This is a genomic window from Sphingomonas sp. R-74633 (genome assembly GCF_013416555.1).
Lineage (GTDB): Bacteria > Pseudomonadota > Alphaproteobacteria > Sphingomonadales > Sphingomonadaceae > Sphingomonas.
Window position 1 is genome coordinate 650,535 of sequence record NZ_JACCFG010000003.1, and the last position, 20,166, is coordinate 670,700.

24 protein-coding genes and 1 tRNA gene are annotated in these 20,166 nt (G+C 67.6%); 15 read left to right on the forward strand and 10 right to left on the reverse strand.

Features of this window, described 5'->3' with window-relative positions; all coding sequences use genetic code 11:
* The first annotated feature begins 18 nt into the window (after positions 1 to 18).
* Positions 19 to 555 carry an NADPH-dependent FMN reductase gene (locus HZY97_RS13400; protein WP_180144378.1) on the forward strand — a complete coding sequence of 179 codons (537 nt, stop codon included), beginning with the start codon at positions 19 to 21 and terminating at the stop codon, positions 553 to 555.
* A 62-nt stretch (positions 556 to 617) separates the two neighbouring features.
* Positions 618 to 1,169, forward strand: coding sequence for a PleD family two-component system response regulator (locus HZY97_RS13405; RefSeq protein ID WP_180144381.1), 552 nt, complete (start codon positions 618 to 620; stop codon positions 1,167 to 1,169).
* Positions 1,170 to 1,182: 13 nt separating this feature from the next.
* On the opposite strand, the gene HZY97_RS13410 is transcribed toward HZY97_RS13405, so the two are convergent.
* The 5 genes from HZY97_RS13410 to argH are packed head-to-tail and all read right to left on the reverse strand — an operon-like array spanning position 1,183 to position 5,769.
* Positions 1,183 to 2,136, reverse strand: coding sequence for a CorA family divalent cation transporter (locus HZY97_RS13410; protein ID WP_180144384.1), 954 nt, complete (start codon positions 2,134 to 2,136; stop codon positions 1,183 to 1,185).
* Positions 2,133 to 2,864 (reverse strand): bifunctional precorrin-2 dehydrogenase/sirohydrochlorin ferrochelatase, encoded by a 732-nt coding sequence (locus HZY97_RS13415; RefSeq protein WP_180144387.1) that lies wholly within the window; start codon positions 2,862 to 2,864, stop codon positions 2,133 to 2,135. Before HZY97_RS13415 ends, HZY97_RS13410 begins: the two co-directional genes overlap by 4 nt.
* Entirely contained in the window at positions 2,861 to 4,123 is a 1,263-nt protein-coding gene (gene lysA, locus HZY97_RS13420; RefSeq protein ID WP_180144390.1) for a diaminopimelate decarboxylase, read from the reverse strand. The genes HZY97_RS13415 and lysA overlap by 4 nt, the downstream gene beginning before the upstream one ends.
* A gap of 18 nt (positions 4,124 to 4,141) precedes the next feature.
* Complete coding sequence (locus HZY97_RS13425) at positions 4,142 to 4,378, reverse strand: hypothetical protein (protein WP_180144393.1); 237 nt, start codon at positions 4,376 to 4,378, stop codon at positions 4,142 to 4,144.
* Positions 4,375 to 5,769 (reverse strand): argininosuccinate lyase, encoded by a 1,395-nt coding sequence (gene argH / locus HZY97_RS13430; protein ID WP_180144395.1) that lies wholly within the window; start codon positions 5,767 to 5,769, stop codon positions 4,375 to 4,377. The genes HZY97_RS13425 and argH overlap by 4 nt, the downstream gene beginning before the upstream one ends.
* 109 nt (positions 5,770 to 5,878) lie before the next feature.
* On the opposite strand from argH, the gene HZY97_RS13435 reads away from it, so the two are divergent.
* The 6 genes from HZY97_RS13435 to HZY97_RS13460 all read left to right on the forward strand — a co-directional run bounded on the left by HZY97_RS13435 (position 5,879) and on the right by HZY97_RS13460 (position 10,313).
* A complete protein-coding gene (locus HZY97_RS13435; protein ID WP_306670065.1) occupies positions 5,879 to 6,361 on the forward strand; it encodes a TlpA disulfide reductase family protein in 483 nt (160 codons plus the stop codon).
* Positions 6,362 to 6,740: 379 nt separating this feature from the next.
* Complete coding sequence (gene rutB, locus HZY97_RS13440) at positions 6,741 to 7,481, forward strand: pyrimidine utilization protein B (protein ID WP_180144400.1); 741 nt, start codon at positions 6,741 to 6,743, stop codon at positions 7,479 to 7,481.
* Between the two features lie 3 nt (positions 7,482 to 7,484).
* Positions 7,485 to 7,868, forward strand: a complete 384-nt coding sequence (locus tag HZY97_RS13445) for a Rid family hydrolase (protein WP_180144402.1) — start codon at positions 7,485 to 7,487, stop codon at positions 7,866 to 7,868.
* The gene (rutD, locus tag HZY97_RS13450; protein ID WP_180144405.1) at positions 7,868 to 8,644 is read left to right on the forward strand and encodes a pyrimidine utilization protein D; all 777 of its coding nucleotides are present in this window, start codon (positions 7,868 to 7,870) and stop codon (positions 8,642 to 8,644) included. The genes HZY97_RS13445 and rutD overlap by 1 nt, the downstream gene beginning before the upstream one ends.
* 4 nt (positions 8,645 to 8,648) lie before the next feature.
* On the forward strand, positions 8,649 to 9,713 hold the full coding sequence (gene rutA, locus HZY97_RS13455) for a pyrimidine utilization protein A (protein ID WP_180144409.1): 1,065 nt from the start codon (positions 8,649 to 8,651) through the stop codon (positions 9,711 to 9,713).
* A 54-nt stretch (positions 9,714 to 9,767) separates the two neighbouring features.
* The gene (locus HZY97_RS13460; RefSeq protein WP_180144411.1) at positions 9,768 to 10,313 is read left to right on the forward strand and encodes an RcnB family protein; all 546 of its coding nucleotides are present in this window, start codon (positions 9,768 to 9,770) and stop codon (positions 10,311 to 10,313) included.
* 60 nt (positions 10,314 to 10,373) lie between these two features.
* Here the strand turns inward: HZY97_RS13460 and HZY97_RS13465 are convergent, their stop codons facing one another.
* Together HZY97_RS13465 and HZY97_RS13470 are read right to left on the reverse strand one after the other, a co-directional pair.
* The gene (locus HZY97_RS13465) at positions 10,374 to 11,408 is read right to left on the reverse strand and encodes an acyltransferase (protein ID WP_180144414.1); all 1,035 of its coding nucleotides are present in this window, start codon (positions 11,406 to 11,408) and stop codon (positions 10,374 to 10,376) included.
* 305 nt (positions 11,409 to 11,713) lie between these two features.
* A tRNA-Gln gene (locus HZY97_RS13470) sits at positions 11,714 to 11,787 on the reverse strand.
* Between the two features lie 187 nt (positions 11,788 to 11,974).
* Between HZY97_RS13470 and HZY97_RS13475 the strand changes: the two genes are divergently transcribed.
* Genes HZY97_RS13475 through HZY97_RS13485 form a run of 3 tightly spaced genes read left to right on the forward strand, consistent with a single transcriptional unit; the run spans position 11,975 to position 13,970 of the window.
* Positions 11,975 to 13,006, forward strand: a complete 1,032-nt coding sequence (locus HZY97_RS13475; protein ID WP_257215038.1) for a Ppx/GppA phosphatase family protein — start codon at positions 11,975 to 11,977, stop codon at positions 13,004 to 13,006.
* Positions 13,003 to 13,686: an RlmE family RNA methyltransferase gene (locus tag HZY97_RS13480; protein WP_373684362.1), complete on the forward strand. Its 684-nt coding sequence runs from the start codon at positions 13,003 to 13,005 to the stop codon at positions 13,684 to 13,686. Before HZY97_RS13475 ends, HZY97_RS13480 begins: the two co-directional genes overlap by 4 nt.
* The gene (locus HZY97_RS13485) at positions 13,683 to 13,970 is read left to right on the forward strand and encodes a hypothetical protein (protein ID WP_180144423.1); all 288 of its coding nucleotides are present in this window, start codon (positions 13,683 to 13,685) and stop codon (positions 13,968 to 13,970) included. Before HZY97_RS13480 ends, HZY97_RS13485 begins: the two co-directional genes overlap by 4 nt.
* 1 nt (position 13,971) lies before the next feature.
* Here the strand turns inward: HZY97_RS13485 and HZY97_RS13490 are convergent, their stop codons facing one another.
* Together HZY97_RS13490 and rpoZ are read right to left on the reverse strand one after the other, a co-directional pair.
* Positions 13,972 to 14,403, reverse strand: a complete 432-nt coding sequence (locus HZY97_RS13490) for a hypothetical protein (RefSeq protein WP_180144426.1) — start codon at positions 14,401 to 14,403, stop codon at positions 13,972 to 13,974.
* Positions 14,404 to 14,489: 86 nt separating this feature from the next.
* The gene (rpoZ, locus tag HZY97_RS13495) at positions 14,490 to 14,834 is read right to left on the reverse strand and encodes a DNA-directed RNA polymerase subunit omega (RefSeq protein ID WP_180144428.1); all 345 of its coding nucleotides are present in this window, start codon (positions 14,832 to 14,834) and stop codon (positions 14,490 to 14,492) included.
* A gap of 191 nt (positions 14,835 to 15,025) precedes the next feature.
* Here rpoZ and HZY97_RS13500 point away from each other — a divergent pair, with 191 nt between their 5' ends.
* On the forward strand, positions 15,026 to 16,192 hold the full coding sequence (locus HZY97_RS13500; protein ID WP_180144642.1) for a phosphatidylserine/phosphatidylglycerophosphate/cardiolipin synthase family protein: 1,167 nt from the start codon (positions 15,026 to 15,028) through the stop codon (positions 16,190 to 16,192).
* On the opposite strand, the gene HZY97_RS13505 is transcribed toward HZY97_RS13500, so the two are convergent.
* On the reverse strand, positions 16,175 to 16,918 hold the full coding sequence (locus HZY97_RS13505) for a 3-deoxy-manno-octulosonate cytidylyltransferase (protein WP_180144431.1): 744 nt from the start codon (positions 16,916 to 16,918) through the stop codon (positions 16,175 to 16,177). The two genes, HZY97_RS13500 and HZY97_RS13505, sit on opposite strands and share 18 nt — an antisense overlap.
* A gap of 70 nt (positions 16,919 to 16,988) precedes the next feature.
* On the opposite strand from HZY97_RS13505, the gene HZY97_RS13510 reads away from it, so the two are divergent.
* From HZY97_RS13510 to HZY97_RS13520, 3 genes are read left to right on the forward strand one after another with little or no spacing between them, the layout of a single operon-like run.
* Positions 16,989 to 18,251 carry a capsular biosynthesis protein gene (locus tag HZY97_RS13510; RefSeq protein WP_180144434.1) on the forward strand — a complete coding sequence of 421 codons (1,263 nt, stop codon included), beginning with the start codon at positions 16,989 to 16,991 and terminating at the stop codon, positions 18,249 to 18,251.
* Positions 18,248 to 19,375: a glycosyltransferase family 4 protein gene (locus HZY97_RS13515; protein ID WP_373684363.1), complete on the forward strand. Its 1,128-nt coding sequence runs from the start codon at positions 18,248 to 18,250 to the stop codon at positions 19,373 to 19,375. The genes HZY97_RS13510 and HZY97_RS13515 overlap by 4 nt, the downstream gene beginning before the upstream one ends.
* Positions 19,375 to 20,154 (forward strand): ABC transporter permease, encoded by a 780-nt coding sequence (locus HZY97_RS13520; protein WP_180144437.1) that lies wholly within the window; start codon positions 19,375 to 19,377, stop codon positions 20,152 to 20,154. Before HZY97_RS13515 ends, HZY97_RS13520 begins: the two co-directional genes overlap by 1 nt.
* The last annotated feature ends 12 nt before the right edge of the window (positions 20,155 to 20,166 follow it).

Genomic DNA, 20,166 nt, shown 5'->3' on the forward strand with positions numbered 1-20,166 from the left:
TGGGCTAGCGCAAGGGGCATGACGGCACCTCATATCGTCGCGCTGGGCGGCACCTTGCGCGCTGAATCTGCCACCGGGCGCCTGCTTGCGGCCACGCTGGAAATGGCCGAGGCGCGTGGCGCCCGCACCACTCTGCTCACCGGCGAGGCGATCGCCTTCCCGCATTACGAACCCGGCAATGTCGAGGGTAACCCCGCGGTGATGCGCTATCTCGAGGCGCTGCGCTCGGCCGACGCAGTGATCGTCGGCTCGCCCGGCTATCACGGCACGCTTTCCGGCCTGGTCAAGACCGCGCTCGACTATGTCGAGGCGCTGAGCAAGGACGAGCGTCCCTATTTCGACGGCCTGCCCGTCGGCCTCGTCGCCACCGCCGCGGGCTGGCAGGCGGCGGTCTCGACGCTACAGGCGCTGCGCACGATCACCCATGCCCTGCGCGGCTGGCCCACGCCGATGGGCCTGGCAATCAACACCGTCGAGCCGGGCGACCCGATCGCCAAGTGCAGCGGCCCGATGGCGCTGATGGTGGGACAAATCTTCAACTTCCTGGAACGCTGATCCAAGAAGCGTTGCACCCCGTTTAACTGTTTCGTGATTGTTGCTGGCGTACAGCAGCGGCCATGGACGAAGCTTCGGCACAGGAGGGGATCAGCAGTGCGCGCCGTCGCGCCACGCGCACCATCCTTGCGGTCGATGACAGTCGCACCAACCTGCATGTCCTCGCGCACCGGCTCGGCCAGCTCGGCTATCTCGTCGTCCTCGCCGATCGCGGTGCCCAGGCGCTCGAGCTGATCTCGGCGCGCGGCTTCGACATGGTGCTGCTCGATTGCGTGATGCCCGAGGTTTCGGGCCTGCACGTGCTCCAGGAGATCCGCGGCTCGCGCGATACCGCCGACCTGCCGGTGATCATGGTCACCAGCCAGGACCATCCCGAAGGCGCGGTCGAGGCATTGCAGGCCGGCGCCGACGATTATCTCTCGCGTCCCTATGCCTTCGAAGTCCTCGCCGCCCGGATCGAGCGCACGTTGACCCGCGCCGCACGGATGGAGGAACTGAAGCGCTCCAACCTGGCGCTTGACGCCCGCATCGCCGCCCGCGCGATCGAACTGGGTGAGGTCCGCAGCGAACTCGCAGCAGCCCGCGCCGAGCTGGAGCGCCGCCAGCGCGCTTGAAACCCCGGGGGCCTTAGCCCTCGAACCAGTGCCGCCACAGGAAATAGCCGGCGATCGCCACCGCCATCACCACGCACATCACCACGACGCCGGCAAAGGCCCAGGGTTCGTGCGCGAAGGGTATGCCGGCGACGTTCATTCCCAACAGTCCGGTGATGAACGTCAGCGGCAGGAACACCATCGCCACGATCGCGATCATCAGCGATCTTTGGTCGATCAGCTCCGAACGCAGGTCGGTCAGCGTCTCGTGCGTCAGCGCGGCGCGCTCGCGGATGCTCTCCAGTTCCTCGGCCATGCGCGCGGCGCGGTCGGCGGCGGCGGTGAGGTGGAGCCGGTCATCCTCGGCCAGCCATTCGACCGGCAGCCCGGCCAGCTTCTCCAGCGCGGCGCGCTGCGGATAAAGGAAGCGCCTGAGCCCGATCGCCTTGACGCGCGTCGCATTGACCATCCGGCGCAGGTCGAAGGCACGATGCTTCGAGATCTGCTCCTCGCAATCGTCGAGCGAATCACCGAGCTCGGCGACCATCGGGTCGAGCTCCTCGGTGATCGCCTGCGCGATCGCGGCGATCAGGTCGCCGGGATCGAGGATCTTGCCGTCCTCGACCAGCTTGCGCACCGGCGCGACGGCATTGAGCGGCTTGCGCGTCACCGAGAATACGCAGCCGCCATGCGCGTACATCCGGATCGAGGCGAGCGGGTCGGAACTGTCGAGCGTCTCCGACGACATGCCGCGCAAATTCACCAGCGCTGCCGGTCCGAACATGTCGCAGCGCGGGCGCGTCTCTGTCGCGGTCAGCGCCTCGATCACCGGCTGGGGCAGCTTGGCCTCGCCGCCGAGCCACAGCTGGGCGCGCTCGTCATTGGTGGTCAGGTGGATCCAGCTCAGCCCGGCATCCTTGCCGAGCGCCTCGTGGAGCACCGGTTGATCGACCTTCCCGTCATGCACGATATACGCAAAGCCGCTCATTCGGCGATCTCCAGCCAGATCGAGAGACCCGGCCCAAGGGTTTCAGGGGGCGCGCTGCAGGCGATGCGCGGGGCATCGGCCCGGGCGCGGTTGAGGATCGCGGTCGGCACCGCGGGAAGGTGATACACCCGCTCGGCCTGTGCAAGCGCGCGCGCCTGGCGCAGCGTCAGTTCGTCGGGATCGGCGGAGGTCAGGACGATGCGCTCCAGCCGCTCGGCCTGCGGGTCTCGCATCCGCGCGATCACGTCACTGCCCAGTCCCTCGGCCAGCGCGGCGCCGATCGCGCGGCGCCGATCGGCGATGTCGGGGAAGCGCGCGCGCAATTCGGGTCGCGCTGCGTGCAGCGCCCGGGCGGTGTCGCCCAGATCGGCGGGCAGCTCGGCCTCGAGCTTCTGCCGGATCGCCGCTGCCAGCCCGGCGGAAACCCCGCCGGTGCCGACCGCGACCAGCACGGGATCGCGCTCGACGATCGCCGGCAGCGTGAAATCGCACAGATCGGCGCGGTCGACGGTATTCACGAGCATGCCGCGAGAACGCAACCGCGCGACAATGGGTTCGGGGTCGTCCGTCGCGATGATGGCGAGCGAGGCCGTGGCCTCCTCGCCGACAATCACCGCGCCCGCCCGCTCAAGCAGCCGGCGCTTGGCGTCCGCCGCCTCGCCGCTGCCGATCAGGATCACCGGCCGCCCTGCCAGCCTCAGAAAGATCGGCAGGGCGGTCAGGGTCATGCCTTCAGCCAGTCCGGAATCTGCTCTTCGCCCATGATCGTCTCGGCGGTGATCCGCCCGGCGACCACTTCGAAGCGGTCGCCCGAGACGAGCACCTCGGGCACCAGCGCGCGGCTGTTGTACGTGCTCGCCATCGTCGCGCCGTATGCGCCGGCGCTCTGCAGCACCGCCAGGTCGCCGCCCTTCAGCACGTCGATCTCGCGGTTCTTGAGGAACACGTCGCTGCTCTCGCACACCGGCCCGCAGACATTGGCGACCATCGTCTCGCCGGTCGGGGTGACCGAGGCGAAGCCGTGATAGGCGTCGTACAGCGCCACGCGCTGCAGGTCGTTCATCGCGGCATCGACCACCACCCAGGGATTGGTCACGCCCGGCTTCACCCACAGCACTTCGGTGAGCAGCACCCCGGCATTGGCCGAGATATGCCGGCCCGGCTCGAACATCAGCTCGACGTCCCAGTCCCTGGTGATGCGCGCGACCATCTCGCCAAAGGCTTCCGAAGTCGGCGGCACGTCGCCGGGCTGGTAGGCGACGCCCAGGCCGCCACCCAGATCGACATGGGTAATCGTGTGGCCCGCGGCGCGCAGCTCGGCAACCAGCTTGCCGACGCGCTCGAACGCCGCCTCCAGCGGGGCGAGGCTCAGCAGCTGGCTGCCGATATGCACTGCGACGCCGCGCAGATTGATGCCTTCGAGCTTGGCCAGCCGGTCGAAGATCGCCGGGGCCTGGTCGATCGGCAGGCCGAACTTGTTCTCGGCCTTGCCGGTCGAGATCTTCTCGTGCGTGCCCGCGTCCACGTCCGGATTGACGCGCAACGCCGCCGGGGCGGTCATGCCCTTGGACGCGGCGATCTCGGCGAGGACGACGCCTTCTTCCTCGAGCTCGAGGTTGAACTGGCCGATCCCGGCGTCGAGTGCCTGGTGCAGTTCCTTGCGGGTCTTGCCGACGCCGGAGAACACCACGTCATGCGCCGGGATGCCCGCCGCCAGTGCGCGCGACAGCTCGCCGCCCGAGACGACGTCGGCGCCATAGCCTTCATTGGCGAGCAGGCGGAGCACCGCCAGATTCGGATTGGCCTTCACCGCAAAGGCGACATGGTGGCGCCCGACCGGCTTCAGCCCGTCGCGAAACGCGCGGGCGGCTTCGCGAAACGCCTCGGTCGAATAGACATAGACCGGGGTGCCGACCTGCTCGGCAATGCGCGCGAGCGGAGTATTTTCGGCGTGCAGCTGGCCGCCGATGACTTCGAAATGGGACACTGAACAGACTTCCTGGATTTAGCGCGGCGGCAAATCGTACTTGTCGCTTCGCCGCTCATTCGTGCTTTCGATAAGGTCGTCGCTACGTGCCGGGCGCGTCTGGACGGGGGGCTTGAGCAGGTCTCCGGGCGACGGCGTCGCTTTCGCACCCTCGGGCGCTACCGGCAGCGATGCCGTCGCCGCGGGTTTGAGCTCGGCGCGGTTGCCACAGCCTGCCAGGGTAAGACCCAGAGCCAGCACTACCAGTCGCTTCATCGCCCTTCCTCCTCGCGGCCATCCTCAAACCGAGTCTGGCGTGCGGCCGTGATCGCCTCGCGCACGCGCCTGGGGGAAGTGCCCCCGAAGCTGGTGCGGCTCGATACCGAAGCATCGACGCTGAGAACGTCATATACGCGTTCATCGATCCGCGCGTCGATTTCCTTGAGTTGCGTGATCGATAGCTGATCGAGCCTGATTCCGCCCGATTCCGCCGCCGCCACCGCGCGCCCGGTGATGTGATGCGCCTCGCGGAACGGGATGCCGCCCTCGCGCACCAGCCAGTCGGCCAGGTCGGTCGCGGTCGAGAAGCCGGCCTCGGCGGCGCTGCGCATCCGGTCGAGTCGGAAGGTCGCGCTCTCGACCATCCCGGTCATCGCCGCGATGCTGAGGCCCAAAAGGTCATGCGCCTCGAACACCGGCGGCTTGTCGTCCTGCATGTCCTTTGAATAGGCGAGCGGCAGGCCCTTCATCGTGATCATCAGGCTGACGAGCGCCCCGGTGATCCGCCCCGAATGGCCGCGCACCAGTTCGGCCGCGTCGGGATTGCGCTTCTGCGGCATGATCGAGCTGCCGGTCGACCATTGGTCGCTCAGGCTGACGAAACCGAAGGGCTGGCTCGCCCAGATCACGAACTCTTCCGCGAGACGACTCAGGTGGAGCGCGGTCTGTGCAGCCGCAGTCAGATACTCGATTGCGAAGTCGCGGTCGGAGACCGAATCGAGCGAGTTGCGCGTCGGCCCGTCAAAGCCGAGCGCCTTGGCGGTAGCCTCGCGGTCGAGGTTGAAGCCGGTGCCGGCGAGCGCGGCCGAACCGAGCGGGCACAGGTTGAGCCGCGCCCGGGCATCGCGAAGCCGCGAGCGATCGCGCGCGAACATCTCGAAATAGGCCATCAGATGATGGCCGAGCGTCACCGGCTGCGCGACCTGAAGGTGGGTGAAGCCCGGCATCACGCTCTCGGCATGTTCCTCGGCGCGCGCCAGCAGCGCGTCCTGCAGCGCGCCCAGCGCCGCTTCGGCCTGGTCGACCGCGTCACGCACCCACAGGCGGAAATCGGTCGCAACCTGGTCGTTGCGCGAGCGCGCGGTGTGCAGGCGGCCCGCGGTCGGCCCGATCTTCTGCGACAGCCGCGATTCGGCGAGCATATGAATGTCTTCGAGCGCCAGATCCTCGGGCACGCCCTCGGCCTCGAACTCCGCGGCGACCTGGTCGAGCCCGGCATGAATCGCCGCCGCATCCTCGGCCGCCACAATGCCCTGCGCGCCCAGCATCGTCACATGCGCCTGACTGCCGCGCAGATCCTGGCGCCACATCCGCTTGTCGAACGGGATCGAGGCGTTAATCTCGCGCATGACTGCAGACGGGCCCTCAGCGAAGCGCCCACCCCACATTGCATTGGAGCTGTCCTTGCGCTCGGCGATCTCACTTCTCCTTCTGGCCACGCTGGCAATCGCGGGGTGCGATAAGCGCTCCGGGCCCGGAAGCCAAGCAAACGAAACTTTGCCGTCGGCCAATGCCACATCGGGCGCGGCGACTGCCGACAAGGGTACGGTGGACCGCAGCCACAAGGGCGAGGCTGCGCCCGACACCGCGTTCACCGATCCCGCAGGCAAGAAGACGACGCTCGCCGTCTTCAAGGGCAAGCCGGTGCTGCTCAATCTCTGGGCGACCTGGTGCATCCCGTGCCGCGCCGAAATGCCCACGCTCGACGCGCTTGCCGGGCAGAAGGGCGCCGCGCTGCCGGTCATCACGCTCAGCCAGGACTTCAAGGGCCGCGCCGAAGTCGATCCCTATTTCGCCAAGGCCGGGTTCAAGAACCTCAAGCCCTGGACCGATACCGACGCCGCCTTCAGCCTGAACATGGGGGCCAATCTGCCGACGACGATCCTCTATGATTCTGCGGGCAAGGAAGTCTGGCGCGTCTCGGGCGAGATGGACTGGGCCGGCGCCAAGGCAGCGGCGCTGCTGGCGGAGGCCAGCTAGGAATTTTCCCTTCCTCGCTCCCCGGCGAAAGCCGGGGTCCAGGGTTTCTCTTCCGGATCGCTTGTGACCCTGGGCCCCGGCTTTCGCCGGGGAGCAGAAAGCGGATAGCCCACCTTGCAATGTAGGATTTCGCCTGCTTGGCTCTCTCGGCCGGTCTCAGGATCGGCCGCTCTTTGACGCTGTAGGAAAGATAGGATCCCGCTCGCGCAAGGATGTTGCGAGACGCGGCCCGTTTCCCCGAACCGAGTCAACGCAAGCACCGCGAGAACCCGCTTTCGGCCCCTAGTTCATCTACTTTGGCGAGTCGGCGCCGCGCCGGATGTTGGAAGGCATGGGGCGGGGCTTGTGCGCCGCGCCATTCTCGGGAACACTCCCCGAAATGACAGGCGAACCTACCGTCGGCCGCGACCTCGAAGGTCCGCGGGTCGTCACGCTTCCCGCCCGGCCCGAGCCGATCCGCGTGCTTGCCGACGAGACCGCGATCGTCGTGATCGACATGCAGAACGCCTATGCCTCGCCCGGCGGCTATGTTGATCAGGCGGGGTTCGACATTTCGGGTTCTGCGGGGACGATCGGCAAGATTGCCGCGGTGCTCGACACCGCCCGCGCCGCCGGCATGCCGGTGATCTATCTGCAGAACGGCTGGGATGCCGATTATGTCGAGGCCGGCGGTCCCGGCTCGCCCAACTGGCACAAGTCCAATGCGCTCAAGACGATGCGCGCGAAGCCCGAACTCAGCGGCAAGCTGCTCGCCCGCGGCACCTGGGATTACGAGCTGGTTGACGCGCTGGCGCCCAAGCCCGGCGACATCCGCCTCCACAAGACGCGCTACAGCGCCTTCTTCAACTCGCAGCTCGATTCGACGCTGCGATCGCGCGGCATCCGCAACATCGTGTTTGTCGGCATCGCCACCAATGTCTGTGTCGAGAGCACGCTGCGCGACGGCTTCCACCTCGAATATTTCGGAGTGATGCTCGAGGATGCGACGCACCATCTCGGCCCGCCGATGATGCAGGAAGCCACCGTCTACAATGTCGAGAAGTTCTTCGGCTGGGTCTCCACCACCGCCGACTTCTGCGGCAGCTTCGGCCAATTGCCGAGCCAGGATTCAGGAGAGTAAGCGATGCCGTTCGAGCCGATCAATCCGCCCCAATTCCCCACCCCGATCGCCCCCTATTCGGCGGGCGCCAAGGCGGGCAACACGGTCTATGTCTCCGGCGTGCTGGCGCTGGGCGAGGGCGGAATCGTCCTCCATATCGGCGACGCCGCCGGCCAGACTCGCCATATCCTCGAGGTAATCAAGACCACGCTCAAAGCGGCCGGGGCTCGTCTCGAGGACGTGGCGATGAACCACATCTTCCTCAAGGATTTCGCCGACTATCCTGTCTTCAACCAGATCTATGCCGAGTATTTCCCTGGCGCCAAGCCGGCGCGCTATTGCATCAAGGCCGATCTGGTGAAGCCCGATTGCCTGGTCGAGATCGCCTCGGTGGCACATATCGGCTGATGCCCGAGGCGGCCGGGCTCTATTATGAGGAACATGGCGGCGGCCCGCCGCTGATCCTCTCGGCCGGCATGGGCGGCTCGGGCAATTACTGGCGGCCCAATCTGGCTGCACTGGCCCAGCGCCACCGCGTCATCCTCTACGATCATCGCGGCACCGGCCGTTCGGACCGCACCGTCACCCCGCGCCTCGAGAGCATCGGCGACGACATCCGCCGGTTGATGGATGAACTCGGCATCGAAAAGGCTGCGATCCTCGGCCACGCGATCGGCGGGATGGGCGGATTGAGCCTTGCGCTCGACACGCCGGATCGGGTCGACAAGCTGGTGGTGGTCAATGGCTGGGGGCGGCTCGATCCTTATACGAAGCGCTGCTTCGACGCGCGGCTGGCGCTGCTGCGCGCCTATGGCCCGGGCAAATATGTCGATGCCCAGCCGATCTTCCTGTTTCCGCCGCAATGGATCTCGGACAACAGCGCCCGGCTCGACGAGGAGGCGAAGCACCATGTCGCGGGCTTCCCCGTCGAGATGGTCGAGGCGCGCATCCTCGAAGCGCTTGCGTTCGACCTGCTCGACCGGCTCGAAGCCATCCCCCTCGCCACCCCGGTGCTGCTGCTCGCCAGCGACGACGACGCGCTCGTCCCGCCCCGCTGCTCGGCGCGGCTTGCACAAGCGATTCCGCGGGCGCAGCATGTCCGGATGCCTTGGGGCGGGCACGCCTGCAACGTGACCGATCCGACGGGCTTCGAGGCCCGCGTGCTCGAATTTCTGGGGAGCTAATCACATGGAAGTCGGCGTCTTCGTTCCCATCAACAACAATGGCTGGCTGATCAGCGAGAGCGCGCCGCAGTACATGCCGAGCTTCGACATGAACAAGGCGATCGCCCAGAAGGCCGAGGAGCATGGCCTCGATTTCCTGCTCTCGATGATCAAGCTGCGCGGGTTCGGCGGCAAGACCGAGTTCTGGGAGTACGGTCTGGAGAGCTTCACGCTGATGGCCGGCCTCGCCGCGGTCACCGAGAAGATCAAGATCTACGCCACCTGCCCCACGCTGGTGATCCCGCCGGCCTTCGCGGCGCGGATGTGCAACACGATCGATTCGATCAGCCATGGCCGTTTCGGACTTAACCTGATCACTGGGTGGCAGCGTCCAGAATATAGCCAAATGGGTTTGTGGCCAGGAGACGAGCATTTCCGCAACCGCTACCAGATGCTCGACGAATATGCCCAGATCCTGCGCGAGCTGTGGGAGACCGGTCGTAGCGATTTGAAGGGCCAATATTACCAGATGGACGATTGCCGCGTCCGTCCGACGCCCCAGGGCGACATGAAGATCATCTGCGCCGGCTCGTCGGACGAGGGCCTCGCCTTCTCGGCGAAATGGGCGGACTATGCCTTCTGCCTCGGCAAGGGCGTCAACACCCCCACTGCCTTCGCCTTCAACAACGAGCGGCTGGCCGAAGCCACCGCAAAGACCGGTCGCGACGTGAAGGTGTTCGTGCTGGTGATGGTCATCGCCGACGAGACCGACGAAGCGGCAATGGCCAAGTGGCAGTCGTACCGCGACGGCCTCGACGTGGACGCGGTGCGCTGGCTGATCGACCAGGGCGCCGCCGACAAGAACAACCCCACCACCAACGTCCGCCAGCTCGCCGCGCCCGAGGGCGCGGTCAACATCAACATGGGCACGTTGGTGGGCAGCTATGAGAGCGTCGCGCGGATGCTCGACGAGATGGCGGAGGTTCCCAACACCGGCGGCGTGCTGCTGACGTTCGACAACTTCCTCGAAGGCGTCGACAATTTCGGCACGCGCATCCAGCCGCTGATGAAGAGCCGCGCGGCACGCTGAGGGCCTGTTTGCGGGGGATACGCGTTCAAGATCCTTCACTGCCGGAGAGAGAGAATGAAGAAGCTCCTGTCCCTCGCCGCGATGGCGATCCTGGTCGCGGCGCCGCTCGCCGAGGCGCAGAATCACGGTCCCGGCCAGGGCCAGCGCCCCCCTTCGGGGCCCAAGCCGGGCGGACCGGGCAAGCCTGGCGGCCCCGGCGCCCGTCCGCCTGCGCCGGGTCCGTCACAGCCCGGGCGCCCCGGCACGGGTCCCTCACAACCGGGCCGCCCGGGCACGCGTCCGCCCGCGCCGCGCCCGCCGATAGCCCGGCCGCCCTCGCGCCCGCCACATCGCCCGGGCGCCGGGCGTCCGCCGAACTTCCATCCGGTGCACCGCCCGCCCTATCGCTATCCGCCCGGCTATAATTACCGCCGCTGGTCGATCGGCGTCCTGCTGCCGACGCCCTTCCTGTCGAACAGCTATTATTATGACGATTGGTACGGCCTCGGCATCGGCGCGCCGCCGATGGGTTATCGCTGGGTGCGCTATGGGCCGGATCTGTTGCTGGTCAATCTGCGCACGCGCCGTGTGGTCGACGTGATCTACGGCGCCTTCTACTGACCGAGGGGGCGTGATCCGAGTCCGGATCGCGCCCCTTTTTCCCGCCCCGTCGGCCCCGCGCTATCCCGCGTGATTTGCCGCGGACGCGGGCCCCTGCATGCCGGTACGCGTCTCGCCCCACCGCCGATTGAGATACTGCCGCGCCGGCGCTTCCACCCGGGCATAGCTCCAGATCGCGCAGGCCAGAACGAGGGGCAGCGCCAGGATCGCGGGGAACCCGGCCTTGGTCGCCAGGAAAAACGGCTGCTGCCAGATATAGATCGAGAAGGAGAGCAGCCCCAGCCAGGTCAGCAGACCTGTCGACAACAGCCGCCGATAGGCCGGCGCCGCGAACTCGATCGTGTTGACGGCGATCACCGCGAACACCGTGCAGGCGGTCATTTGCAGCGGCGTCACCGGGTCGGCAGGGATCATGCTCGCTGCGCCCAGGAGGAGGCAGGCCGGCGACAGCCAGGGCAGGACGGGCGCCCATGCCGTCGGTTTCCACTGCCGCAGCATCAGGAAGAGCGCGAAGGAAAGCAGGACCGAGGCGCCGCGAACGTCCGATCGCCAGAAGACATAGGGGCCGCTCTCGTGCCCGGCGTGAAAGAGCAGCGCGCCGTTCAGCAGCATCAGGCCGGCAAGCGCGAAGGCAAGCCAGGCCGCGATGCCCGGCTTTCGAGCGGAAATGCCGGCGACGAGCAGGAGCAGCAGATAGCTATGCTCCTCCACTGCGAGCGACCAGGTGTGTTCGAGCAGCGGCGAGGGATCGGAGAGATAGTTGCTGAAGAACAGCAGCGACGCGACGATGCTCAGCCAGTTCACCGCCGTGCCCGCAATCAGGCCTGCCAGGGCAAGCCCGGTGCCGATCACGCCTACATAGAGCATCAGCAGGGGGAGGATGCGCGATGCCCGGCGCAGGGCAAAGCTCGGCAGCGCCTGTCGGCGCACGATCAGCAGCTCCGCCATCAGCCGGCCGCTGAGAACGAAGAACATTTCTACCCCAAGCGGTGCCAGATGGCCGAGATGCCGTGGCGCGAAATGGCCAAGCAGGACCAAGAGGATGCACAGGCCTCGCCAGCCATCCAGCCAGGCGACATGCCCGGCTGCGGGCATCGGCGATCCAGGCCGCTTCAGGATTCGCGTCAGTTCGACGCCTCGCCACCTCCGGGCTGTCCGCTTCTCGAGCGGTTCTTCAGGGAGGTGGCAATCGCTGGTTTGCACGCGCGTGACCCTAGCGGCGCTGCCTTAAATTTCGATTTCCGGGGATGACCTGTCGTCATTGCGCGACGCACGCTGAGAATCGGCCGCCAAAGCAAGCGTGGGATCGCCTAGGCCTGGATGGAAATGTGGGAACGATGCGGGGTAGGCGGCGCAAGAGGCCGACTTCCCTTGTTATCAAATGCTTGGCTGAAGAGAATTGGATGCCCCGTGAGGATTCGAACCTCAATTAACGGAGTCAGAGTCCGTAGTCTTACCTTTAGACGACAGGGCATCACGCGGCATCAGAACCGCAGGCGGGGGCCAATAAGGCGGGCAAACGGCGCTGTCAACGCGGGAAAAGGCGGATGCCTTGCTCCGCGCGACGGTCTCCGCTAGCCTCGCTTCCAAGCACCGGCGGCGAAAAGCCGTGACGGAACAGAACATAAGCGAGTGATGTAATGGGGGATGGCACCGCCAATATGCCCCGCGGCCGGGATCCCGGCAGAGCCCGGAAGCCCGCGCCGCCTGCCGAAAGGCCGGTTCGCGGCCGCTGGCCCGAAGGGCGCCACTATGCGGCGCTCGATTTGGGCACCAATAATTGCCGCCTGCTGATCGCGCGTCCGCAAGGATCGGGCTTCGCGGTGGTCGATGCGTTTTCGCGAATCGTCCGGCTGGGCGAGGGGCTCGCCACCAGCGGCCGGCTTTCCGATGCTGCGATCGAGCGCACCATCGCCGCCCTGCGCGTCTGCGCCGAGAAGCTGAAGCGCCGCAACGTCCTGCTTGCCCGCTCGGTCGCCACCGAAGCCTGCCGCCAGGCGGTCAACGGCACCGAATTCATCGAGCGCGTCTATCGCGAGACCGGCATCGCGCTCGACATCATCACCGCCGAGGAAGAGGCCCGCCTCGCCGTGCTCGGCTGCCACGCGCTGCTCGAGCCGGGCGACGGCCCGGCCCTAGTGTTCGACATCGGCGGCGGCTCGACCGAGCTGGTGCTGGTCGATTCGCGCGGCGAAGTGCCCCGCATCCTCGATTGGCATAGCGCGCCATGGGGTGTCGTCTCGCTCACCGAGGCGTCGGGCAGCGCGGAGAGCGCCGAGGATCGCGCCGCGCTCTATGCCAGCATGCGTGCCCGCGTCTCGGAGAGCTTCGCCCCCTTCGCCAGGCGCCTGCGCGTGCCGCGCGGCACAAGGCGGCTGCTCGGCACCTCGGGCACCGTCACTACGCTCGCCAGCGTCCATCTCGGGCTCGCCGCCTATGACCGTTCGGTGGTCGACGGGCTTATCGTTCCGGCGCCGGCGATGCGTGAAGTGAGCCAGCGCATCTCGGCGATGAGCATGGCCGAGCGCAGCCAGGTGCCGTGCATCGGCTCGGAGCGGGCCGACCTCGTCGTTGCCGGCTGCGCTATCCTCGAAACGATTCTCGATCTATGGCCCGCCGAACGGCTTGGGATCGCCGACCGCGGCATCCGCGAGGGCATCCTCCGCCGTTTGATCAACGGGAGAACCTTGTGAGCAGAGGCGGCGCACGCGGCCATACGCGCGTTCTGACGGCGCGGAAGCGCACCGCGCAATCGACGCGGTGGCTCGAGCGCCAGCTCAACGATCCGTACGTCAAGCGCGCCAAGGCCGAGGGCTATCGCAGCCGCGCGGCCTACAAGCTCACCGAGCTCGACGAGAAATTCGCCTTCCTGCGTGGCAAGAAGCGCGTGCTCGACCTCGGCATCGCGCCGGGCGGCTGGACCCAGGTGATCCGCCGCAAGCTGCCCAAGGCCGCGGTAGTCGGCATCGATCTGCTGCCGGTCGATCCGATCGACGGCGCGACGATCCTGATGATGGACTTCATGGACGATGCCGCGCCCGATCGGCTGATCGAGGAACTGGGCGGCGCGCCCGACCTGATCATCTCGGACATGGCAGCGAACACCGTCGGCCACCCGCAGACCGACGCGCTCCGCACCATGGGCCTGGTCGAAGCCGCATTCGACTTCGCGATCCAGGTGCTCGAGCCGGGCGGCGATTTCGTCGCCAAGGTGTTCGCGGGCGGTGCCGATTCGCAATTCGTCGCGCAGATGAAGCGCAGCTTCGCGACCGTGAAGCACGCCAAGCCAGCCGCCAGCCGCAAGGGCTCGGTCGAGTGGTTCGTGGTGGCACAGGGCTTCAAGGGGCGCGTCGCGAAACCGGCGGAGGAATGATCGTCGGCCTGCTCTGGCTGGCAGTGATCCTGCTGCTCGGGCTCAAGGTGATCGCCACGCTGATCCTGCTCGGCCGCCCGCCCGAGGCGCGGCTCGCCACCCGGCAGGGCCGCCGGCTCTGGTGGGCGACCAAGATCACGCCGATCCTCGCCGTGCCCTGCCTGATCCTTGTCGCCTGGATCGAGCAGGATCGCGCCGGGCTGGTCGTCTATCCGCTGCTGATGGCCTTTGTGTTGGTCGCGGTGCCGATCATGGTCTGGCGCCGCTTCGGCCGCACGGCCTAGCTCAGGCCAGCCTTGGCCCCTTGGCGATCAGCGGCCGCCAGATCGCTTCCAGCCGCTCGGGATCCGCTTCGCTGCTGTCGGACATTGCCAGGAGCGATGCTTCGGCGGCCGCCATCAGTTCCGGCCCTTCATTCGGCCCGGGAAAGCGTCCGGCGCTGCCATATCGGAACATCCAGCCGCCATTCGGCATCGCCTCGCCGGCATGGAGCGAGATCGCGCGATCCTCCCAGAGGTGAATCGACAGCATCTGGCTGCGGCATTGCTGGAAGAGGATCTCGATTCGCGCGCGGGGAACGCCGCCTTGAAATTCGATGGCCCGGTGGATGGCTGGCGCTACGTCCTGGTTCGGCAGCGTTGCCTGGCGTTGCTTCAGCGCATCGAGCGCATCCAGCAGGAACGAACTGTCGATATGATGCGGGGAAGCGCTGGCCATGCGCCGTTCTAACCGCGCCGGCGGCCAAAAAGCAAAAGGGCCGGAGTTGCCCCCGGCCCTTTGCATATATTCAGCGATTCGCCGGCTCAGCCGTCGTAGTCGCCGCCCAGATTCTGGTTGCGCGGCGGGGCAGCGGCGGTGAGGCGGAGCGCCTCGGCCGAAGCTGCGATCGAGCCGACCTCGTCCGGGGCTTCCTCATCGTCGATCTGGACGCGCTGCAGGCTTGCGACCACCTGCTCTTCGAGGTGAGTCGGGCGAACCGTCTCCTCGGCGATCTCGCGCAGCGCGACGACCGGGTTCTTGTCGCGGTCGCGATCGATGGTCAGGTCCGCGCCACCAGAGATCTGGCGGGCACGCTGCGCCGCGAACAGCACCAGGTCGAAACGGTTGGGAACCTTGTCGACGCAATCTTCGACTGTGACGCGCGCCATCTACGCTTCCTTGAAAAACGGAGTATCCGGGAAAGCCGGCGATCTAGGGTTGGCTCGCGGAAAAGTCAAGAAAATCGGGCGGCGAACAAATCGGGGCGATGCGCGTTGGGAACGCAATCGCAACGACTCAGGACATCATGGAAGCGCTCGCCCCCCTTGCCGCCGCCGCATCGCTCCCCCATCACGCCGGGATGGAGTTCTCGCAGCCGAGCCACGACGTAGACGGCAACCGGCTGACGCTGCTGCCCGACGGCCCCGAGCGGCTGGCGGCGTTGCTCGACCTGATCCGCGGCGCCACGCGCTCGCTTCGCGTGCTCTATTATATCTATGTCGACGACGATGCCGGCGCCGCAGTGCGTCAGGCGCTGATCGAGGCGGCGGCGCGTGGCGTCAGCGTCAGCCTGATCGTCGACGGGCTCGGCAGCGAACATGCCCAGAGCCACAATTTCTTCGATCCGCTCCACGAAGCCGGGGTGGATGTCTGCCGCTTCGTGCCGCGCTGGGGGCGGCGCTATCTGCTGCGCAACCACCAGAAGCTCGCGCTTGCCGACGAGGCGCGGGTGATCGTCGGAGGGTTCAACATCGAAGACAGTTATTTCGGCACCGTCGCCGAACAGGCGTGGCGCGATCTCGGGCTGCTGATCGAAGGGCCGGCGGCCGGGCGGCTGGTCGGCTATTTCGATGCGCTGTCCAATTGGGCCAAGCGCCCCAAGCCCTCGCTGCGCAAGCTCGCCAGGACGTTGCGCGCGTGGAGCGAGCCCGAAGGCGCCACCCGCTGGTTGCTCGGCGGCCCGATGCGCCGGCTCTCGCCCTGGGCGCGCGAAGTGAAGCGCGACATGGAACGAGCGAAGTCGATCGACATCATCGCCGCCTATTTCGCGCCGAACCCGGCGATGCTTCGCCGCCTCGATCGTGCCGGGCAGCGCGGGCAGGTGCGGCTCGTGCTTCCCTCGAAGCTCGATCACGGTGCGGCGATCTGGGCGGCGCGCTTCACCTATGCCGGCCTGCTCCGGAAGCGCGTGCAGATCTACGAATATCAGCCGACCAAGCTCCACGCGAAGCTGTTCCTGCTCGACGATGTCGTGAACATTGGTTCGGCCAATTTCGACATCCGCTCGATGTTCCTGAACCTCGAGCTGATGTTCCGCGTCGAAGATCCGGGCTTTGCCGCCTATGTCCGCGGCTTCATCGATGGCGAGGTGGCGAATTCCGAGCGGATCACGCCCGAGCTCTACAAGGCGCGCACCGGTCCCTGGACGCGGGTGAAGCAGGCAGCGGCCTATTTCGTGATGGCGGTGCTCGATTATAACGTCACCCGCCGGCTCAATTTCGGGCGCGGCTCACGCCCCCAGGGCTGATTCGACCAAGGCCACGTCCTCGGGATTATTGACTTCCCAGAAGCCGGTCGCGGGCGCAGGCACCTCGACCAGGCGTATCGGCGCGCCATTCTCGAGGAAACGGAGCTGCTCGAGCCCTTCGGCCATCTCGAGCGGGCCCGGACCCCAGCCGGCATAAGCGGCGAGCGCCTCGGGCGCATAGGCATAAAGGCCGATGTGCAGCTTCGGCCGCCCGCCATGCGGCAACACGCGCTTGGAGAAATAGAGCGCATTGCCCGCCCGGTCCGCCACCACCGTCGTTCCGCCGACGCGCCCGGCGGCGGCATCGGCGAGCAGGCGGGCCTCGGTTGCCGCGTCACAGGCGATACAGGGCGTGAGCATCGGCGCCCCGGTCTCGCGCCAGGCAGCCACCAGCGCGGCGATGTCCGATCGCCGGACCAAAGGCGAATCGCCCTGGAGATTGACCACCAGCCTTGCCTCCGGCCGCAGCGCTGCCACTTCGGCGCAGCGCTCGGTGCCGTTGCGCGCGTCGGCGCTGCTCATCACCGCCGTGCCGCCAAAGCCGCGCACCGCATCGGCGATGCGCGAATCCTCAGTCGCCACCACCACTTCGCCCAGGTCCGCGGCGCGCATCGCCGCTTCCCAGCTCCATTGGACGAGCGGCTTGCCGCCGAGCAGCGCCAGCGGCTTGCCGGGAAAGCGCGTCGAGGCGAACCGCGCGGGGATGACGATCAGCACATCGGCCATGCCTCCTCTTAGGAGCGCGCTTCCGCAAAGGCGATGCGCGTCGTAAGAGACTGGGGACAAGGGGGAATCAGTGGCGACAGGGCCGAGCAGCGTCGAGGACGGGCCGATGGCCGGGGCCCATGCCGCGCGCGCGCCGCTGCGGCTGGTCGAGCGCCCCCGCCATTTCCTGTTCCTCCAGGGCCTCCCCGGCCCCTTTCTCCGCATCCTGGGCCGCCATCTGCGCGGCGAAGGCGCCAGTGTGTCACGCGTCAATTTCAGCGGCGGCGACTGGTGGGACTGGCCCGGCGGCACCGGCTTTCGCGGCGCGGCGGCCGACTTCCCCGCCTGGCTGGAGGCCTTTGTCACCGCGCGCGGCGTGACCGACATCGTGGTGTTCGGCGATTGCCGCGGCCCGCATGTCGCCGCCCGCGAACTCGCCGATCGCCGCGGCCTGCGCTTCCATGCCTTTGAGGAAGGCTATCTGCGCCCCGACCATGTCACTCTCGAACGCGGCGGGGTGAACGGTCATTCGAGCTTCCCGCGTTCGCTGCACGCGCTGCGCCTGCTGGACAAGCGGATCCCGCCGCCCGCCGATCCGGTGCAGGTCCGCGGCGATTTCGCGCCTCGGGCGCGCGAGGCGGTGCTCCATCATCTCTTCTCGCTGCTCGGTCGCCCGCTTTTCCCGCATCACAGCAACCATCGTTTCTGGCCGGCCTGGCGCGAGGCAGCGGGGTGGCTCGGCCGGCGGCTCCACCGGCACCGCGAGCGCCGCGACAGCCTGAACGCGCTCGCCAGCCTTGCCGGCCGCCCGACCTTCCTCCTCCCGCTCCAGATCGAAGGCGATTCGCAGCTCGCGGTTCATTCGCCCTTCGCCTCGGTCGCCGAGGCGGTTGAGCATGTCCTCGAAGCGTTTCGCGAAGCCCCGCCCGAGGCGCGGCTGCTGGTCAAGCAGCACCCGCTCGATCCCGGCGTGATCCGCTGGCGCGCGCTGGTTACCGAAGCAGCGCACCGGATCGGCGTGGGCGACAAGGTCGCCTTTATCGAGCGCGGCGACCTGTTGCCCTTGCTGCGCGTCGCGCGCGGTGTCGTGACGATCAACAGCACGGTCGGTCCGCTCGCTTTGGCCGAGGGCGTACCGGTGCTGGCGCTCGGCGCGGCGATCTACCGGATGCCGGGGATCACCGCCGCGTGCAGCCTTGCCGAATTCTGGCGCGATCCGCCGATGGTGGACGCCGCGAATTTCGCGCTGTTCTGCCGGGTGCTGCGCGCCAAATGCCTGGTCAATGGCGGATTCCATAGCGCGGGTGGGCTCGACCTGCTGGTTCGCGGCAGCGCCGAGCGGCTGCTCGCGTGAAGCGTCCGCTGACGCTCGACATCACCCGGCTGCTGCTCCGCCGCCGCCACGCCACGCCGACGGGCATCGACCGGCTCGAGCTGGCCTATGCCCGCGCGCTGCTCGCCGCGCGCGATCGCCCGGTCGCGTTCGAGGCCTGGGTGCCCGGCGTCGGCGCCTGCGGCTATGCCCGCGCCGCGCTGGAAGTCTTGCTCCCCGAGATCGAGGCGCGCTGGGCCGCCGGCGAGGCGTCCGGAATCGCACTCTCGGGCCTGCGCCTGCGTCAGCCGCGCGACGGTGAAGTCCGCCTGCTCGTCTCGCATCACCATCTCGCCGAGCTCGAGCGCCGCCACCGCCCGGAGGCGAAGACCTGCGTCTATATCCATGACGCGATCCCTGCCGACTTTCCCGAATACGCGCGCCCCGGCGGTGCTGAGAAGCACGAACGCCGCCTGCGCAACGCTGCCGCGCTCGCCGATGCGATCCTGGTCAATTCGCACGCCACCGCGGCGTCGCTCGATCGCTTCCTCCAGGCGCGCCGGCCACCGCTGCTGGTCGCTCCACTCGGTGTCGAGCCCCGCCGTGCCGCCGTCGCGCCCGAAGCACAGGACCGGCCATATTTCCTCTGCCTCGGCACGATCGAGCCGCGGAAGAACCACCTTCTCCTCCTCCATATCTGGCGCAACCTGGCTGGTGAGGCGGGCGCACCCCGGCTAATCCTTGTCGGCAGGCGCGGCTGGGAGAATGAGAATGTCGTCGACATGCTCGAGCGCAGCCCGGCAATCCGGGAGCTGGTGGTCGAGGCCGGGCGGGTCGGCGATGCGCGGCTCGGCGGTCTGGTCGCGGGCGCCTGCGCCGTGCTGATGCCCAGCTTCGCCGAAGGCTTCGGCCTGCCCGTCGCCGAGGCGCTTGCTGCCGGCGTGCCGGTGATCGCCAGCGACCTGCCCGCGCTGCGCGAGACAGGTGGCTCCGTCCCCGACTATCTTGACCCGCTCGACGGCCCCGGCTGGACCCAGGCGATCCGCGACTATGCCGCACCCGGCAGCGTGCCCCGCGCGGCCCAGTTCGAGCGGCTGAAAAGCTGGCAGCCTCCCAGCTGGGACGCGCATTTCGCCGCCGTCCTGCCCTTCCTGGACAATCTGTGATGCGCGCGCTGCTCGCCGCCGCCGATACGCAGGGCGCCGTGATCCGCGCGCTGATCCTGCGCGAACTGCACACCCGCTTCGGGCGCGAGAATATCGGCTATCTCTGGCTGTTCGCCGAGCCGATGCTGCTCGCCGCCGCGGTCGCCCTGCTTCACGGATCGAGCCACCTGCCGATCAGCGGCGGCGTGAAGCCGATCCCCTTCGCGATCGGCGGCTATGGGCTGTTCATCATGTTCCGATCGGTGATCTCGCGCGCCGAGACCGTGCTCGAGGCCAACCGGCCGTTGCTCCACCACCGCCCGGTCACCTTGTTCGACATGCTCGCCGCGCGCTCGCTGCTCGAACTGGCCAGCACGATCGTGGTGCTGGTCGTGCTGCTCGGCACCGCCGCCGCGCTCGGCCTCGCCGATCCGCCCGCCCGGCCCGAAGCGGTGCTGCTCGCGGTGCTGCTGATGGCGTGGTTTTCCTTCGCGCTCGGCATGCTGGTCGCCGCCGCGTCGCATGCCGCGCCGATTATCGGGCGGCTGGTCCACCCGTTGCTCTATCTCTCGATGCCAGCATCGGGCGCCTTCTTCGCCATGGCCTGGCTGCCCGAAGACGTGCGCGCCTGGCTCGCCTGGATCCCGCTGGTCCATATTTTCGAGCTGCTCAAGATCGGCCAATTCGCCGGTTTCACCTCGCACTATGCCGATATCGGGTATGTGATCGGCTGGTGCGGCGTGCTCACTTTGCTCGGGCTGTTCGCGCTCGCCCATCTGCGCGGGCGGCTTGAACTATGATGCGCTTTCAGC